12 protein-coding genes, 1 rRNA gene and 2 riboswitches are annotated in these 16,949 nt (G+C 47.9%); of the genes, 3 read left to right on the top strand and 10 right to left on the bottom strand.

Annotated features, from left to right (window positions below; translation table 11 throughout):
* The 5 genes from AC58PQ_RS23890 to AC58PQ_RS23870 form a co-directional block, all read right to left on the bottom strand.
* Positions 1-112: ribosomal RNA gene (locus AC58PQ_RS23890) — 16S ribosomal RNA — on the bottom strand; the annotation flags it as partial.
* 464 nt (positions 113-576) lie between these two features.
* Positions 577-2,427, bottom strand: coding sequence for an allophanate hydrolase (atzF, locus tag AC58PQ_RS23885; protein WP_497246032.1), 1,851 nt, complete (start codon positions 2,425-2,427; stop codon positions 577-579).
* A gap of 18 nt (positions 2,428-2,445) precedes the next feature.
* Positions 2,446-6,069 carry an urea carboxylase gene (gene uca, locus AC58PQ_RS23880; RefSeq protein ID WP_497246030.1) on the bottom strand — a complete coding sequence of 1,208 codons (3,624 nt, stop codon included), beginning with the start codon at positions 6,067-6,069 and terminating at the stop codon, positions 2,446-2,448.
* Between the two features lie 123 nt (positions 6,070-6,192).
* Positions 6,193-6,843, bottom strand: coding sequence for an urea amidolyase associated protein UAAP2 (locus AC58PQ_RS23875; protein WP_497246028.1), 651 nt, complete (start codon positions 6,841-6,843; stop codon positions 6,193-6,195).
* A gap of 31 nt (positions 6,844-6,874) precedes the next feature.
* A complete protein-coding gene (locus tag AC58PQ_RS23870) occupies positions 6,875-7,594 on the bottom strand; it encodes an urea amidolyase associated protein UAAP1 (protein WP_497246026.1) in 720 nt (239 codons plus the stop codon).
* Positions 7,595-7,662: 68 nt separating this feature from the next.
* Positions 7,663-7,759, bottom strand: a riboswitch (guanidine-I (ykkC/yxkD leader).
* A gap of 190 nt (positions 7,760-7,949) precedes the next feature.
* Positions 7,950-8,056, top strand: a riboswitch (guanidine-I (ykkC/yxkD leader).
* A gap of 89 nt (positions 8,057-8,145) precedes the next feature.
* On the opposite strand from AC58PQ_RS23870, the gene AC58PQ_RS23865 reads away from it, so the two are divergent.
* Complete coding sequence (locus tag AC58PQ_RS23865) at positions 8,146-9,507, top strand: APC family permease (RefSeq protein ID WP_497246024.1); 1,362 nt, start codon at positions 8,146-8,148, stop codon at positions 9,505-9,507.
* An 89-nt stretch (positions 9,508-9,596) separates the two neighbouring features.
* On the opposite strand, the gene AC58PQ_RS23860 is transcribed toward AC58PQ_RS23865, so the two are convergent.
* The 5 genes from AC58PQ_RS23860 to AC58PQ_RS23840 all read right to left on the bottom strand — a co-directional run bounded on the left by AC58PQ_RS23860 (position 9,597) and on the right by AC58PQ_RS23840 (position 15,517).
* Positions 9,597-10,541 (bottom strand): hypothetical protein, encoded by a 945-nt coding sequence (locus AC58PQ_RS23860; RefSeq protein ID WP_497246022.1) that lies wholly within the window; start codon positions 10,539-10,541, stop codon positions 9,597-9,599.
* Positions 10,542-10,729: 188 nt separating this feature from the next.
* Positions 10,730-11,716 carry a Gfo/Idh/MocA family protein gene (locus AC58PQ_RS23855; RefSeq protein WP_497246020.1) on the bottom strand — a complete coding sequence of 329 codons (987 nt, stop codon included), beginning with the start codon at positions 11,714-11,716 and terminating at the stop codon, positions 10,730-10,732.
* 103 nt (positions 11,717-11,819) lie between these two features.
* Positions 11,820-12,926 carry a Ger(x)C family spore germination protein gene (locus AC58PQ_RS23850; RefSeq protein WP_497246018.1) on the bottom strand — a complete coding sequence of 369 codons (1,107 nt, stop codon included), beginning with the start codon at positions 12,924-12,926 and terminating at the stop codon, positions 11,820-11,822.
* A complete protein-coding gene (locus tag AC58PQ_RS23845) occupies positions 12,919-13,998 on the bottom strand; it encodes a GerAB/ArcD/ProY family transporter (protein WP_497246016.1) in 1,080 nt (359 codons plus the stop codon). The genes AC58PQ_RS23850 and AC58PQ_RS23845 overlap by 8 nt, the downstream gene beginning before the upstream one ends.
* A 13-nt stretch (positions 13,999-14,011) precedes the next feature.
* A complete protein-coding gene (locus AC58PQ_RS23840; protein ID WP_497246014.1) occupies positions 14,012-15,517 on the bottom strand; it encodes a spore germination protein in 1,506 nt (501 codons plus the stop codon).
* 239 nt (positions 15,518-15,756) lie between these two features.
* Here AC58PQ_RS23840 and AC58PQ_RS23835 point away from each other — a divergent pair, with 239 nt between their 5' ends.
* Together AC58PQ_RS23835 and AC58PQ_RS23830 are read left to right on the top strand one after the other, a co-directional pair.
* Positions 15,757-16,179, top strand: a complete 423-nt coding sequence (locus AC58PQ_RS23835) for an SRPBCC family protein (RefSeq protein ID WP_497246012.1) — start codon at positions 15,757-15,759, stop codon at positions 16,177-16,179.
* A 1-nt stretch (position 16,180) separates the two neighbouring features.
* Complete coding sequence (locus AC58PQ_RS23830) at positions 16,181-16,555, top strand: ArsR/SmtB family transcription factor (protein ID WP_497246038.1); 375 nt, start codon at positions 16,181-16,183, stop codon at positions 16,553-16,555.
* Positions 16,556-16,949 lie beyond the last annotated feature (394 nt).

The raw sequence follows: 16,949 nt of genomic DNA, 5'->3' as shown, positions 1-16,949 counted from the left end.
TGTTACTCACCCGTCCGCCGCTAGCTTACCCCGAAGGATAAACCCGCTCGACTTGCATGTATTAGGCACGCCGCCAGCGTTCGTCCTGAGCCAGGATCAAACTCTCCATAAAGATCTCCCCACAAAGTGAAGCGAAAGCTCCGAAGAGAATTCCGATTACTTTCCAGGGGCCCCATAAGGGACTAGACAATTGCTTGTCTATATCTGAAAGCTTAATTGCTCATTTGCGTTGCTAGCGAGATTTTGCAATCTCTTTTTTGAACGATTTCTCGTTCGTGTTTACTCACTCGTTGTTCAGTTTTCAAAGATCAATTTCTTTCGCTCACTGCCGTGTTACCGAAGCAGCGAGGGATAATATATCATGTTCATTTTTTAATTGCAAGTGTTTTTTTGAAATTCTTTTTTACAGTTAAACTGTATCCCCATTTCACAAGAATTCCCCCTGGAAGAATGGTGGACTAGCAATATACCATGGATCTACATGCATTACAACCCTCATTTGAAAAACTAGAAAGAAGACGACCGCCCTACAAGATTAGAGAAATGTCGTCTCTTTTAAGCTCCTATCACAACTACTTACAAAGGCACCACGTTGCGCCAGCTGCGCAACGCCGTGACATCTTCCGCGCCTACGGCCGCGTAAGCTTCACACACAAAGCCCGGGACTTCCGTGCCGTCCCGGAGCTCAACCTTACCGATCCCGAGCGGAGCCGGGATCGCTGCCGCAAAGCCGCCGAATGCCTCGAGCGGCATCTCCCAGATCTCCAGCAGAATGGCGGCGCCGCCCTGCTGTTGCTTGATCATCCCCGGCTTCGCAGGGGATGTTGGCAGCTTCACAAGGCTGTACTTCGCAGCGGATTCATCCTCACGGATGAACCGTGCTCCACAGCCTTGCATCTGTTTCTCCAGCGGGTAGCCACGCATATGCAGCCCACACACCGCCACCAGCGTCGTTTGCGCAGCAATGGCGCTATCCGCACTTGAACTTGCACTTGCACTGGCGCTCGCCGCAGCAACCTCTGCCTTCACTTCATCACTCGTGCCCGCAACAAACAACTCCGCTGCCCCGCAAATCAACCCTTCCTCTTCCGCTAACGCAAAGAGTGTAATCCCAAAAGGCGTCTCCGGCGCCGCATCCCCAGCAGGCACAGCAACCGCGCTCAGATCCAGCAGGTTGCAATGGTTCGTGTAACGACCCATGTCGCGATTCGTGCTGATCGGATCTGCTAAAACTTGCTCACGCGTCCAAGTGCCACCGCAGGTCGGCATCACAAGCACGGCATCCTGTAGCAGCTTCCTAGCTTCTAACTTATACTTTTGAAGCTTATGCATCGCCACGAACACCGATGCCGCATCGTACTCGCTAGCTGAGCCTGAGCGCAATATCTTCTCAGTAACAGGGTAAGCCACACCAGGATTCGCTTCGATAAACGGCCCTACATCTGCCCAACGCTCCGCTACCCATGGACCTTCATATAAAATCGCCGCAGCTTGCGCGAATAAAGTCACATCAGCCTCAACAATCGGAATCCCCTCACGACTGCTTACTTCCCGCAGGCGACTAACAGCCTCTTCCCACGCCGCGCGATACTCTGCCGCATAGGGTCCGTAAAAGCCGAGTTCACCTTGAGGCAGGCAAACGCGAGCAGGCAACCCAGCCGGCTTCCGCACCACATGGCGGGACCAAGGATCTTCCGCGTGGACACCACGTGCCACGCTGTCCACGACTAGCGCATCCGCTAGGGTATGCGCAAAGACCGTGACACAGTCGAGGCTCGCACAGGCAGGTACGACCCCTTTGGTCGGCCATGCGCCGAGACTCGGCTTATAGCCGACCAGGCGATTCAGCGCTGCCGGCACACGGCCGGAGCCTGCTGTATCCGTGCCAAGCGAGAATACCGCTTGGCCACGGGCCACGCTGACGGCTGAGCCTGAGCTCGAGCCGCCGCTGATCAGCTCGGGACGCAGCGCGTTATGCGCGTCGCCGTAAGGGCTTCGCGCGCCAACAAGGCCCGTCGCGAACTGATCTAGGTTTGTTTTGCCTACAGGAATGGCGCCTGCCGCAATCAATCTCTCTACGACACCCGCATGCTCATCCGGGGTAAAGGCATACTCCGCGCAGCCTGCCGTCGTCGGAACACCAGCTAGATCAATGTTATCTTTGATCGCAAAGGGTACACCCCATAGAGGCGCATCCGCCATAGAGAGAGATGTCAAACGATCCAAATACGGCTGAATCGCATCCATCGTCGGCGGCGTAATCCAAATGTTCATATCAGCGTCCGCGACGGAACGCTCTACAATAGTCGCCATAACTTCCTGAGGCGTCCATGCACCCGCTTCATACTTTTCACGTAAGTAAGGAATGGTTAACTCTTTTGCCAATTCAACGCTTATAATCCGCTTCTCGTCCACTTGATCTCCCATAACCTCTTCACCTCTCCCTTACGCAGATTGTGCAATACCCAGAATGAGTTGTCCGGCGTGTACCTGATCCCCTGGCTTCACACCAATCATCGAAACAAAGCCGTCACATGGCGCATGCTGCGGGAACTCCATTTTCATACTTTCAAGAATCGCCAGTTGGTCACCCTTCTTCACTTGCTCACCTTCGGACACCAAAACTTTCCAAACACTTCCTGGCATAATACCACGAACAGCCACTGTTCCCGCAGGCAACTCATCTTCCGGCGCAGCATCACCTGTCTCCTGCTCGGAGACATATTCCGCTAATCCTTTCGCCTTCCAGCTCTCACGCTCTTCATTAAAAGCAATCCGCTGATGGGTACGGAATGTTTCCGTACTTTCTTCTATTGTACTAAGGAATTGGAGATATTCCCCTAGATCAAAAGTCGTCTCTTGAATGTCAGCCTCATAACGGCCACGAGGGAAATCCTCACGCAGCTGAAGCAGCTCTTCCGCACTCACTTCATAGAATTGAATTTGATCAAAAAATCTCAACAACCACGGTTTACCCGCCTGAAAGCTCTCCGTTGAGCGCAGACGATTCCACATTTGAATGGTACGTCCTACGAACTGGTATCCGCCTGGACCTTCCATCCCATACACACACATGTAAGCTCCGCCGATGCCGACGGCATTTTCTGGTGTCCATGTACGCGCTGGGTTGTATTTCGTAGTTACTAGACGATGACGAGGATCAACTGGTGTTGCCACAGGAGCTCCCAAATACACATCACCCAACCCCAGTACGAGGTAGTTGGCTTCAAAAACAATCTTTTTAACCTCATCTATCGTGTCTAATCCGTTAATCCGCCCAATGAACTCAAGGTTGCTCGGGCACCAAGGTGCATCCGGACGCACCCCTTGTTGATAACGCTGAATCGCCAGCTGTGTAGCTGGGTCATCCCAAGATAAAGGCAAGCGCACAATACGCGAAGGCACTCGGAACTGTTCTAATGGAGGAAGAGCAGCGTCGATCTCCACGACCTTTTGACACGCCTCCGTCACCGTGATTTGGGATGGATCGATATGAATTTGCAAGGAGCGAATGCCTGGTGTTAGATCGAGCACAGGAATCGAGCCACTCTCGACAATCGCCTGCATCAAAGCTTGCACTTGGAAGCGAAGAAGCAAATCCAGCTCTAACTCGCCGTATTCAACGAGCAAGTTTTGGTCCCCGCAGCAGCGGATCGTAATTGGGAATCGGCGGTTCTCCACTTCATGGAAAAGTCGCGGATATTCCGGTGTAATCTCCTCATTTACTGCAGGCAGCTGCACATGCACCAATTGGTCAAAATCTCCCTTGCCAATCGCACGCAGGTTGCTCTCTTGCAGATCACGAAGTGCTTCGGCTTCTGGAAGTGTCAGCAGGTGGAAACGGATCGTATCGCCAGGGTGCAATTGGCCTAGCTTCCAGAACTCGGCTGACGCCGTCGTGACTGGACACACGAACCCGCCAAGACTCGGTCCATCTGGTCCAAGCAGAATTGGCATATCCCCAGTCAAATCTAGCGTACCTATCGCATAGGCGTTATCGTGAATATTGGAAGGGTGAAGTCCCGCTTCCCCGCCATCTTCACGTGTCCACAATGGAGCTGGTCCTTTCAACCGAACCCCCGTCCGCGAGGAGTTGAAATGGACTTCCCAGCTCGTTTCGGTCAGTTGATCCAGATACTCCGTGCGTAAAAATTCCCCTGTACAATGCGGTCCAGGCACGACCCCAATCGTCCATTCGCGCGTCATCCCTGGGCGATGATCTGGGGCAAGCTCAGTCGGCTCACCGCTTACAAGCGCGCCGCCTTCATTCACACCCAGCACATCTCCTGTGCGCAGCGCCCGTCCGCCATGACCCCCGAAGCCGCCCAACGTAAACGTGGACGAGCTGCCCAGAATCTTCGGCATATCGAGTCCGCCGCCGATCAGCAAATATGTGCGCATGCCTTCTTTGGCCTCGCCGAAGCTCAGCACTTGCCCTTTCGCCGCAAACACAGGTCGATACGTCGCAACCATCTCCCCGTCAAGCTCCGCTTGCATATCCGCACCTGTTACGCAGAACCACATATCGCTGCGGAACTTGTAGGAGCCGCCACGCAGTGTCATTTCAAGACCAGGAGCATCATCCACATTGCCAAGCAATTTATTCCCGATACGGAACGATAAAGGATCCATCGGTCCGCAAGGCGGCACACCAACATCCCAATGGCGGATACGGCCTGGGAAGTCTTGCACAGTCGTTTGAATACCGCCATCGACGACTTCAAGCGCACGCTCTGTGGGCTCGAACGTATTCAGCAATTGCGTGTACACATTGCCCCTTAGGCAGGCTTCTTCTTGCAGAAGCACACGTACATACTGCAGGTTCGTCGTCAAACCATACATGCGCGTTTCGGCCAGCGCATCTACTAATTTATGAATCGCGTCTAGGCGGTCCTTGCCATGAACTATGATTTTAGCCAGCATCGGATCATAGAGTGTCGTTACGGTTAGACCATCTCGCACCCACGTCTCATTACGCGCATCGCTTGAGAAAACGGCACGGTCTAGCTGACCCGCGCTCGGACGGAACTGTTGGAGGCAATCCTCGGCGTAAATCCGCGCTTGGATGCTGTGTCCCTCAGGCTTGCGGATTAGGGATTGAATGTCCTCAAGTTCCAATGCCGCTTCGCGCACCATCCACTCCACGAGGTCAATCCCCAGCACTTCCTCCGTCACACCATGCTCTACTTGAAGACGCGTATTCACTTCCAAGAAGTAAAACTCACACGTTTCCGGATCGTAGAGATACTCAACTGTACCTGCACTGCGGTAGCCAACTTCTGCAGCCAATCGTTTGGCCGAAGCAAACATCGCCTCGCGCACCTCATCCGACAGGTTCGGAGCTGGACTTTCTTCAATAACCTTCTGGTTACGGCGTTGGATCGAGCAATCGCGCTCACCGAGCGTTACTACCTCACCTAAGGAGTTACCGAATATTTGTACTTCCACGTGACGAGCACGTGCGATATATTTTTCGAGGAACATGCCTCCGTTTTTGAAATTCGTTTCTGCCAAATGGCGTACGCCATCATACGCTGAACGTAGCGTCGCTTCGTCGGCGCAAACACGCATCCCGATACCGCCGCCGCCTGCTGTACTTTTCAGAATAACGGGGTAGCCAATACGTGCAGCTTCCGTTAAAGCCTCTTCCAACTCCGTGATCAGCGGAGTACCCGGCAACATAGGCACACCGGCTCTTTCGGCAATTTCACGCGCAGAATGCTTAAGTCCAAACATCTCCATCTGCTCCGGAGTAGGTCCGATAAATACAATGCCATGTTCGCGACAAGCGCGGGCGAAATCCGCATTCTCACTCAAGAAGCCGTACCCAGGATGGATCGCTTGCGCACCGGTTTCGAGCGCTGTCTGCAAGATCAGCTCCGTATTCAAATAACTCGACTTCGCCGGTCCCTCACCGATCAGAACCGCTTCGTCGGCTCCATCCACATGTAAGCTATCTTGATCAGCAGCCGTATAAACCGCCACGGATTGAACTCCCAATTTGCGCAATGTACGCTCGATACGTACAGCAATCGCTCCACGATTCGCAATCAGCACTTTTGTAAACATCGTAGCCACACTCCTTCGCGTTTATCTTCAAATAGTAGAAAGTATATGTTTCACATGATAAATTGGCTATATTTCTCCATAAAAGCAATCGTCCTAAGAGGACGACGTAGCCTTTTATTTTGGTTATTTATCCCAGATGAGCACCTGAATCGGCGTCGGGTTATAGGCATTACATGGGTTGTTGAGCTGTGGACAGTTGCTGATCAGCGCCATTGAACTACCGATGGATTGCATTTCGACATAACAGCCTGGTGCAGATACGCCATCATCGAACTTCAGACCACCTTCCGGTGTCACAGGTACATTCATGAAGAAATTAATGTTAGGCGCCAAATCGCGCTTCGTATACACACCGTCTTGCCCAGCTAACTGAAGCATGAACGTATCGCGACAATTGTGCATCGACAGCTTATCGTGCGAGTAACGTACTGTATTGCTTTGCGCTGAGCACGAGCCACCGACCGTATCGTGACGTCCACAGGTGTCTGCTACGATTTTCAATAACTCCTTACCTGATTCCGCTCTTAAAATAGAACCTGTGCTCAAGTAAATGTTGCTTTGCCCCGTGATCGTCGCAACCGCACTGTAGTGATCCTCCGGATTCTCAGCATCATAGAACAACGTGTCTGCCGCCTGATTGCCTTCCAGATCCACGATCCGCATCACTTGCCCTGGCTTCAGGACGCGCATCCAGCCATCTCCTGCCTGAATCACTTCCCTATATATCGCATCCTCCACTTGACGAGGGCTCTCTACTCGATTAAAAACAGCCATATTCCCTGCCTCCTCTGTTTAGTCATTTCAATTAAGAACCTAACAGTGTGTGATATTCCCATGTATTTTCAAAAGCTCGGCGATTCTCCGGGCGATAATTCAAGCAATAATCATCTTCATTCACTGGTGATGCGGCTAGCACTTCGATTTTGACTGGTACCGAAGGGTAGCTCTCTCGTGGATCTAGTGGATTCGGCGTGTTGGACAAAACTACTAGTGTATCTAGCTCAGTACGGAGCGTAACCGTTGCCCCTGCTGAGCAGTGATCTAGACTGAGGCGCATATCCCCGTTGTCATCCACGACCACTTTGGAAAATAGATTCACAACCGGCATCATATCCCGCATGCTCAGGCCATTGCGAACCAGCTCAACAGCAAAATTTTCTTGACCGCTCCGCAACCAATCGTTGCGCAACTCCTGATAGTTCGTCGCCCCGTACTTCGCATCCGTTGCCGCACGGCTCGTGTATCCGCTAAGCGGATCATGCCAGCCTAAGCTGTCTTCCACGATACTCACCATCGCACGACCATTATCGCTCATGAGCACATTCCCTCGGGTCAAATGTGCGGTATGCTGCGCCTTCAACGTATCCGGCATATTGTAGCGCTCCGTCAGATCCTTCGCGTGGAACAACTGGATCGACACATTCGCGCCCGCTTCTAACGCAGTCAAACGAATCAACTTCCCTTTGCCAATTACCCCTGACCATTTGCCCCCTGGCCCTATGTCCTTGCTCCAAATGTTCCCCATGCTATCGATCTCCTTCGCTGTTTGGTTAAACAAAAAGGGAGACATCACAAGACCATTGTCTTGGTGATATCTCCCAGGTTTTTATCCTTCCGTGTCACTCTCTTAAGAGTGGTTTACTCTCGGACCAGCCCGGTTAGTACCGGCGGAACCCTAGTAAACAATCGTATTCATTTGTGTTATTAAACATAACATCGTTGATGATACGTGTCAATAACTTCTAAGGATTTTAGTTAATTCACTTAAAATACTTCTCACATTTCTAATAATGTGTTATATTAACTTACATGATAAGCTAATATCTAACATCATCAATTAAATTCTTAACCATCTTAATTATAAGTAACGAAACATCACATACAAAGTTCCCTAGGGTTCCGCGGGAAGGCTTGCCGCCCCGGTCTGGACCAAGAGGAGACGCACAGTTAAAGACTGTGTTCACGGAGGGATAAAAGCCCGGGAGATATCTGTAACCTAGATATCACCTTGGCTTTTTTGCATACAAACCTCTTCTGTGTTCACAACATAACCACTGATGAGGGAGTGTTACCGCTATGACCAAAGAAGTCACACTACGCAGGTCCCTGAGCCTGTACCAAGTCGTCTACATGGGGCTCGCTTGGATGACCCCGATGATCTATTTCTCCATATATGGGATCGCATATGAGAATGCACGTGGGATGCTGACGCAAGCCTATTTGCTCGCTTTTATCGCCATTATTTTTACGGCATATAGCTATCGTGTGATGTCTAAGGTTTTTCCGACTTCTGGCTCCGCCTACACCTATACCAAGAAAAGCATTCACCCCTATCTAGGCTTTCTCGTTGGATGGGCCCTGCTCCTAGACTACTTCTTCTCTCCCATCATCGCGTGCCTAACCTTCGGCATTTACCTGCATGCTCAATTCCCGTCCATTCCCGCTTATGTGTGGATCATCGGACTTAACATCGTCCTTGGTCTCATTAATATCGTTGGCATCAAATTCTCTGCGAATATCAGCAAATTGTTCGTCTGGATTCAAATCATTTTCATCGCAGTGTTCTGCTTCTTCCTTTTCCGTAACTTATCCGGTGTTGGTGATATTCACCCGCTTCAGCCTTTTCTGCAAACGGATGTACCTTTCTCCACCATCCTTGCTGGCGCCTCCATTATATGCTTCTCTTTCTTAGGATTTGATACAGTGACGACAATGGCAGAGGAAACGGTTAACTCCGAGAAAACCATCCCGCGAGCCATCATGATCATCATCATCACCGCCAGCATTCTTTACATCGTGCCGTCTTTTCTAACACAGCTCGTGTATCCGCATCTGACATTCGTCCATATCGATTCTGCAGGCTTTGAAATTGTGAAAATGGTGGGCGGCGCAGCGCTATGCTCCGTATTCCTCACCGTCTTAATTCTTGCGATCTTCACACAAGGTCTATCGTCAGTTACCAGCGTTTCCCGTCTCCTCTTCGTGTTGGGGCGCGATAACGTACTGCCTAAGCGTGTGTTCGCCTTCCTTCATCCGAAGTTGGGCACACCTGTTATCAACATCGTGATCGTCAGCTTCGTCTCGCTGCTCGCTCTCGTTATCTCGTTAGATAATGCCGTAAAATTCGTCAATTTCGGCGCATTAACCGCCTTCTTCTTCGTGAACGTCTCGGTTATCGCCCAAAAGTATATGAAAGAACGCCAACGCTCCCCGATGCAAACAATATTATATCTTGTGCTTCCGCTGCTTGGTGCCGGATTCATCGGCTATCTGCTGTCGCTGCTGGATAAGGATGCTTTATGGATGGGTACGACGTGGCTTATTGTGGGCATTGTGTACCATCTTCTGGTGCAAATTCGCTCTACGCAGTTGAAGAGCTCAGTTGTTGCTCCTGAGCGTTTGTCAGGCAGTGCGCGGCCTGTGAAAATATTGAAATAGTTGATCGATACCAGCATCCTACAATCTCAAAAACCAGTTGGAGTGAAGGCACCCCAACTGGTTTTTGATTTGTGTTCAACATTTATACTTTAAACTGGATAACGTAAATTCTTAGCTCTTTCTTGTATATACAAAGTTATCTCTAAATCTGAAATATGATCTAAAGAAGACAGGATCTCGTTCCCCTTAATCTGATATACATCTATCACTTTCTGAAGATCTCTAATAGACCTGATAAGAATATCATCCCTATTCGTACTCTCAAAAGCATGATCGAAATCAAACATAGGTGCTGAACCTAAATATGCCCCAGTATTTGTATCTCTTAGAAATCCAAAATTACCAGCATGTCTATCCCCATTAGCTACTAGAGCATCGAAAAATAGCATTTTAAATCCGAAGTAACCCAACTCTCTTACAACGTCCTGATCTGTAAAATCCTCCGGATGAATTCTTCCAGAACAATTAGCAGGCTCAAACATGACATTCGTATTCGTAAAATTCCTAACAGCTATTCCATCTTCAGACTTCTCTACGAATGCACAAGGGATTCCTAATTGATCAGCTAACCGATAGCAATAAACTTCCTTAATATCTTTAGACTTTACTAAAGTATCTTTATCCTTCCAATACTTAGGCAAAAATCCATTAACATATAAAGTAGGTACTGCTTCTCCATTATATTCAGGTTCACCTGTCCAGAATTTAGAATGATAGGGAGATAGATCTTCAAATCTAAGACTATCTTCTTCTCTTTTAATCCAATAACAATCAGACAAACTAAATGAGTGAGTGGTTAAATCTATACTCCTTCTATTCCCTTGACCAAATGTAAATGCTCTAAGAGATCTAGCAAAAGTATTCGTATTCTGAGAATACCTCATTTGCATCCACTTAAGAAATATCTCTTTGGTTGGATGATTCCCAAACATGCCAGGAAGTAATTCTCTAGCTAACACTTCTTCCGTTCTAACATTAAATACTTCTACATCTTTACACATTAATACTATTTTGTTATTTTCCAGTAGAGACATTCCCATGCCCACCCCGATTCTAGCTCTCTTATTAAACTTATAGAAATCTTATAGAAAATCCCATCTATCCGTTTAATAAAGGAGCTAAGCTCCTTATGATTAACATAATACCATACTCCAATCTTAAGATCAGTAGATTCAATATATCTCCTCGCCTAAGAATGTACCGAATGTCACCTTCATAATCCCTATTTCCGGTCGGCCGGAAACACCAGTCCAATCTGTCTCCGCGCCTCATCCATGATCGCCATAGCAGCGCTCGAATTCGCATGCGAGTTCGTCGGAGATTCCAGCTCGCCCTGCTTGATCAGTCGGCTAAACTCCTCCGCTTCGTAGCGCATCGTTCTTACACTCTGCTCCTGCGTCAGATCCTCGACGGAACCGTCGCGGTAACGGATTTGCACTTGCCCTGGCTGATTGATCTTATCAATCACCATGGTCGCCAGCTCACCTTGAATTTCAGTGGGCAGGTAGGAACTGGAGATTTTGGAATGCTGGATTACCGCATCCATCTCGCCATAACTGAGCAAAAGACTGCCCTCGCCATCGACCCCAGATTCAAGCATAACCGCGTTCGCTTGAACGCGATCCGGCGCACCGAATAGGACTGCCAACGGATAGATGCAATACACACCCAGGTCCATCAATGAGCCATTCGAGAAGGCTGGATTAAACGCATTTAGCACAGTTCCCTGCTTATAGGCATCGTACCTAGATGAGTATTGACAGTAACTCGCGAAGTATCGCCGAATTTTACCTAGCTTATGAACATTAGCTTGAACAGCTTTGAAATTCGGCGTCAATGTGGATAACAGCGCCTCCATGAACACAACCTGATGGCTGCGCGCGGCGTCAATCATTGCCGCCAGTTCAGCACTATTGGAAGCCGCAGGCTTTTCGCAAATTACATGCTTCCCATGCTTCATACAATGAACGGCATACTCCGCATGCAAGGAATTCGGACTCGCGATATAAACAGCATCGAACGTATCACTTTCCGCAAATGCGTTCAAATCGGTGAATCGATGAACAACATCGAACTTCCCCGCGAATTCCGCAGCCTTCTCTTCCGTACGGGAGTACACTGCGGTCAAATCGAACTCTCCTGTTTCGAACGCCGCATGTATGAATTCCTCTGTGATCCAGTTCGTACCAATAACTGCAAATCGTATCATTTTTCCCCATGACTCCTTCAGCTTGCTAGTTTCTATGACTTATACCCTACCAAATTCAATCTCCGAATTCAATTGTCATCTCTCCCCCGCTTTCTCTATGAATTCACTGAAGCTTCCCATAATGCTTGATTTTCACTTTCGCTGTACAATGAATTTCTACTTCGGGGTACACCTCGCGCCAGTCCATAGCTTTCCATTCCTTATAGGGAACAATATTCTTGATAACGCCCCCCAACCCGATGCTATCCACCTTATGCTTCTGCATATCCTTCAGCAGCTTTTCCATCTGCGCGCTAATTTTCTCTGAAATTTTGGACTCGAGTGCATCAAGCTCCTCTTCCTTACTGATTTTCAAATCTCCGATGTACTCCAGAATAGCGCCGCTAACCGAGATATCAAAATCTACTTCAAAAGAGCCAGTTCCCGATCGAGATGCTTTAACATGCCTTTTGCTAATGATAGAGTCCAACAATGCAAGCTCTTTAGCCTCATTTTCTTTATTGAGAAGAAGGGGTAACGAGCCTAATTTGAAGTCCCCGCGCAGCATGGCAAAATAAATCGATTCTTTCGCAGCGATCTTCATACGATAACGATCGTCCCGAAAAAGGGCAATCCCCTCGACCTCAACATGATCTCCGCCATCCTTAATAATGGGGGCAACCGGATCAATACCGTCGTCGTAATAATCTCTTGTGAAATCATACAAAGTGACCTTAGGTATCGTCTGTACCTTCGTCTCACTTTCCAACAAACGGTCAATATACTGTCCTGTTAGCATGGAATTGATGTAGTTTTTCTGCAATATCGTGTGTGCTTCCCCGTCCACAACCGTGACTTTGACCCGCGGTGAAATCGAAGGATCTCTCACTAAGGTGTCGATATCGTCCCAGAAGCCTCGCTGAGCTAGTGTTAATCCGAACAAAGCATTACGCAACTGTCCGCTGACCAGAATGAGCTGTGTTTGTCTAGATAGGTCGACCTTTGCACTTTTACTGCTATGGGAAATAGAAGTCAACACTTCTCGCCCTCCTTTGGAGGCAGTCGCAGACAACGGGATGCTATTGGTTACCCTGAGCATTTCCCCAGGCATTATATCGAAAGCAGTCGTATCCGTTAACCCGATTTTCTCCAGAATGCGTTGGTCATTGCCACAACCTGACAGTAGGAGCAACATACTAATGATCAGCCATCCGAACCGAAGTTTAAGCAAGCTGTTTTCGCCACCTTTGAATAGAAAGAATAACAATTAAGCTGATCGGTAAGCAGAAAGACAGAGCAATATTGACATACCCGATGTAAAATAACCACTTGCCCGCCTGATCCAGCACACTAGGAATAAACGAGATGAGATAGGTCGTCCCCATCACATACAAGGTTATCTTATTTGCCTTCGTATGCTTGAAAATCTGTTGCATGTTCAAGCTCGCAGCCCAATGATACATCACAATTGTAATGATAACCGTGAATACAAAAAAACTAAAAAGGACATTTTCCACTCTCTCCATAAAAGGAAATTTAATGTAAGCGAGCAGATCGAGGAAGGGAAACATAATGAGCTTGAGTTGCTGCAAGCTATAAAATCCGAAACAAATGACGGTAACGCTCAGATAAACTGCGAAGGTAAACACATTACCTAACTGTACCGCCGTGAAAAATCTCGTCTTAGGCTGAATAAAGGGAAACAACAGTAAACAAAACTCATACCCCTGGAAAGAGCTGTACAAGTTCACGGAGCCTTTCCAGAATTCTTTCCCCTCCTTGAAAACATAATGCGTGTATCTTGCTAATTTCAGATCATTAAAAAAGAAGAGCTCCAGGAACATCATCCAAAACACTAAAAAGAAGAAGACCGTACTTGCCTTCGTAATCGTATAGATGCCTTTGATAACTAACACATAGGCTAGGACACTCATCGCAAACATGAAAACCATTGGATTCGCACTAGGGAATGACGTGACTTGGAAAATCAGCACATATATTTTAGTAACTAAACTAGCTGACATGGACCACGAAAGCGACATAATGACATACATCGGATATACGATCCACTTCGGTAGATATCTCTCAAAGATCGCGTATACACTTTCACCCTTCCCCATCTTCCAAACGATCCACATCAAATAAATATTAAACGCAACTACACCAGCTATGATGAAGAGCATGAGCCAACCGTTATAGCCAAAATAATCGGCAGCAACCCGAGGCAGGGAAAAGATCCCAACTCCTATCTGTATCATAGGAATCAAAATGAAGATATGGAAACTGTTCAGCTTCTCTTTCACGCTCGGATCATCCTTATTTTCTCATTTTGTTCTTCGTCGAATTTTCCGTTTTCACTTGATTAGGACGTGATGTCAGTATCGAGAAGGGACCGCGGATGAACACATCCTTCCAATCACGCCAATTCACTGGTGCAATTGGCGTGATATAAGAAGTACCCAAACTGGTTAACCCGCATAAATGGATCACAATGAAGCCAATCCCCATCATGAGCCCGAAATTCCCCCAAATGCCTGCCAGCAAAATTAAACAAAAACGAATAAGACGAATGGAAGCACTCATCACATAACTAGGAATGACGAAGGAAGATATCGCGGAAGAGGCGACAGCAATAATGAGTATGTTACTCGTGAGGCCGGCTTGTACGGCTGCTTGGCCGATCACAATACCGCCTACGATACCGATCGTTTGCCCAATTTTGGTCGGCAGACGCGCCCCAGCTTCTCTCAATAGCTCAATCGTAACTTCCATCAGCATCGCTTCATACACAGGAGGAAAGGGCACCCTGCTTCGCGACTCCCTCAAAGTTAAGAGCAAAGCCTCTGGGATCATTTCATAATGAAACGTGGTTACCGACACATAAATAGCCGTGAAAGATATCGCCATCACGAATGCCATAAATCGAAGCAGCCTTGTCGCGGTTCCAATCGTCCATCTCTGATAATAATCATCCGCCGAGGAGAAAAAGTCGAAGAAACTCGTCGGACCGCTCACCACTGCCGGACTTCCATCGATGATGGCAAGAATCTTGCCTGAAATTAATTTGGAAACTGCGGTATCCGGGCGCTCCGTAAGTAAGAATTGTGGAAATAGCGAATTCGGAAAATCATCGATATGCTGTGTAAACATATTGCCATCATAGATCGCATCCACTTCGATCCCTCGAACACGGCGAACAAACTCGTCTACCAGGTCCATGTTCACAATGCCTTTGAGGTACAGGATGAATACCACAGTTTTGGTAATTTCACCAACTTCTAGCTTGACAACCTTCAAATGAGAGCTTATTACCCGTCTTCGAACTAAGGAGAGATTCGTGCCCGCTGTTTCTGTAAATGAATCATGCGGCCCCGTGATAACGCTCTCGGTTTCGGACTGCTCCACCCCCCTCGCTTGAGGTCCATACACAAAAACGAGGTACACCTTCTCATCATGAAAAATAGCAACTTGCCCCGACAAGATTCCGATGACAATCTTTTTAGGGTCATCCGCTTCTTCAAATTGAGACTGCTCCAAAATGGAGCTCAGATCATCTGTTTGTAAATTAGATAATGGATCTATCACTTCCCGAGACAATTGTGTGTGATCAATGAGATGCGGGAAATAGACAAAATCAACTTGGATATTCGGAATGTTTCGATGGAACACATCGATGCAATCTTCAAATTGGTATAGGATATGAGCTAATGACAACGGCTCGTTGCTGTCGGTCAGGTCATCTAGAGCAGGTATCTCAAACCGTTTAGGTCCTCTGTCCATTTTTCGTGAAAAGGAAAATAATAAACGATCCCATATGGCCATGCGCGATTCCCTCCACCTAGAGCTTTCCTTTATTCTGAGCAGTTCCGCTTAAAATATTCCATATTGCCCAAAAGTTACGCTTTGACGTCCACCTTGACACGAAACCAAATGGTTTCATATAATAGAACATGTAACCAAATGGTTCCGCGTTAAAGGGGCCGATGGAAAAGTAGTTTTGCGGGAAAACTAAGTGGAGTATTGTAAAAAGTAAATAACTAACCAACTGGAGGCCTTTTACTATGGAAAATCAAATCCAATCCCTGCCCGATATTAAACAAACACTCGTTTTTAATGCGCCTATTCAAAAAGTTTGGAATGCCGTAGCGACTTCTGAAGGTATCGCTGTGTGGTTCATGCCGAATAATTTCATGCCGGAAATCGGCTATGAATTTCATTTGGAAGCTGGCCCTTTCGGCAAATCACCGTGTAAAGTTACGGAGCTTGATCCCCCGAATCGTTTATCTTTTTCCTGGGGGAAAGATTGGTTCTTATCCTTCGAATTGTCGGATCTAGATGGCAAAACAGAATTCACCCTCACCCACGGTGGATGGGATATTGATAAGGTTACCGAATTCGGGCAACCGCATGATACAGTTCGTGAAACGATGGCACAAGGCTGGGCAGGCATCGTCCAACGACTCACTGCTTACATCGAGGCCTAAGATGGCTATTCCCTCGCAGAAGCATGACGTCTTTCAGGCCATCGCCGATCCCACGCGTCGCCAAGTGCTTCAGCTGCTCGGTGAAGAGGAAATGCCTGTCACTGTTATCTCCAGTCATTTTCCGATGAGCCGCACAGCGGTGTCAAAGCACCTTCGCATTCTTGCCGATGCCGGCCTCGTGAAGGAACGCAAGGTTGGCCGCGAGACTCGATACCGATTGGAGGCCGAGCCGCTCATGGAGCTTAAACGGTGGCTAGCATATTACGAGCGCTATTGGGAAAACAAGCTCAATGTGCTCAAACGATTCGTCGAGCAGGATGATGATGCAACTGATCTTACGTTTTCTCGTCTTGAGGTTGTGGATCCTGATAACTAAGGTTGTGTGTTTGCCATTTGTCCCCCGTTTCTGGAGGTGCGCTGGTTCCTCGCTGTTGCTGATATGGAGCCTCCATGGGGAGGCTCTTTTCATTTAGCCGCCGTTTGGCGGCTTTTTGACTAGTAGCGAAGCCCATGCGAAGGGACTAACACCGCTGAAAAAATGTATTTAATTTAGCTGGATTGGCTAGAAACGCATCCATACCTATCGACTAGGACCCAATGCTATATAGTGGCTTTAGATAACATTACAAGATAACGCTATTCGTCACCAAGGGACACCCATTTGCAAATTAGCGTTACGCGATAACGCTAACAACGCTAAAAGTTGATGTTTCCTCAGGTTTTATCACAATAGCGGTACGCCATCACTTTATTTATAGCAAGAATATCAA

This window comes from Paenibacillus sp. J22P143 (genome assembly GCF_059692035.1).
This window is presented reverse-complemented; position numbering and strand designations above follow the sequence as displayed.

Excerpts from the sequence above, each read along its gene's own strand:
- atzF (WP_497246032.1), bottom strand. The coding sequence starts at position 2,427 with ATGGGAGATCAAGTGGACGAGAAGCGGATTATAAGCGTTGAATTGGCA.
- uca (WP_497246030.1), bottom strand. The coding sequence starts at position 6,069 with ATGTTTACAAAAGTGCTGATTGCGAATCGTGGAGCGATTGCTGTACGT.
- AC58PQ_RS23875 (WP_497246028.1), bottom strand. The coding sequence starts at position 6,843 with ATGGCTGTTTTTAATCGAGTAGAGAGCCCTCGTCAAGTGGAGGATGCG.
- AC58PQ_RS23870 (WP_497246026.1), bottom strand. The coding sequence starts at position 7,594 with ATGGGGAACATTTGGAGCAAGGACATAGGGCCAGGGGGCAAATGGTCA.
- AC58PQ_RS23865 (WP_497246024.1), top strand. The coding sequence starts at position 8,146 with ATGACCAAAGAAGTCACACTACGCAGGTCCCTGAGCCTGTACCAAGTC.
- AC58PQ_RS23860 (WP_497246022.1), bottom strand. The coding sequence starts at position 10,541 with ATGTCTCTACTGGAAAATAACAAAATAGTATTAATGTGTAAAGATGTA.
- AC58PQ_RS23855 (WP_497246020.1), bottom strand. The coding sequence starts at position 11,716 with ATGATACGATTTGCAGTTATTGGTACGAACTGGATCACAGAGGAATTC.
- AC58PQ_RS23840 (WP_497246014.1), bottom strand. The coding sequence starts at position 15,517 with ATGGCCATATGGGATCGTTTATTATTTTCCTTTTCACGAAAAATGGAC.
- AC58PQ_RS23835 (WP_497246012.1), top strand. The coding sequence starts at position 15,757 with ATGGAAAATCAAATCCAATCCCTGCCCGATATTAAACAAACACTCGTT.
- AC58PQ_RS23830 (WP_497246038.1), top strand. The coding sequence starts at position 16,181 with ATGGCTATTCCCTCGCAGAAGCATGACGTCTTTCAGGCCATCGCCGAT.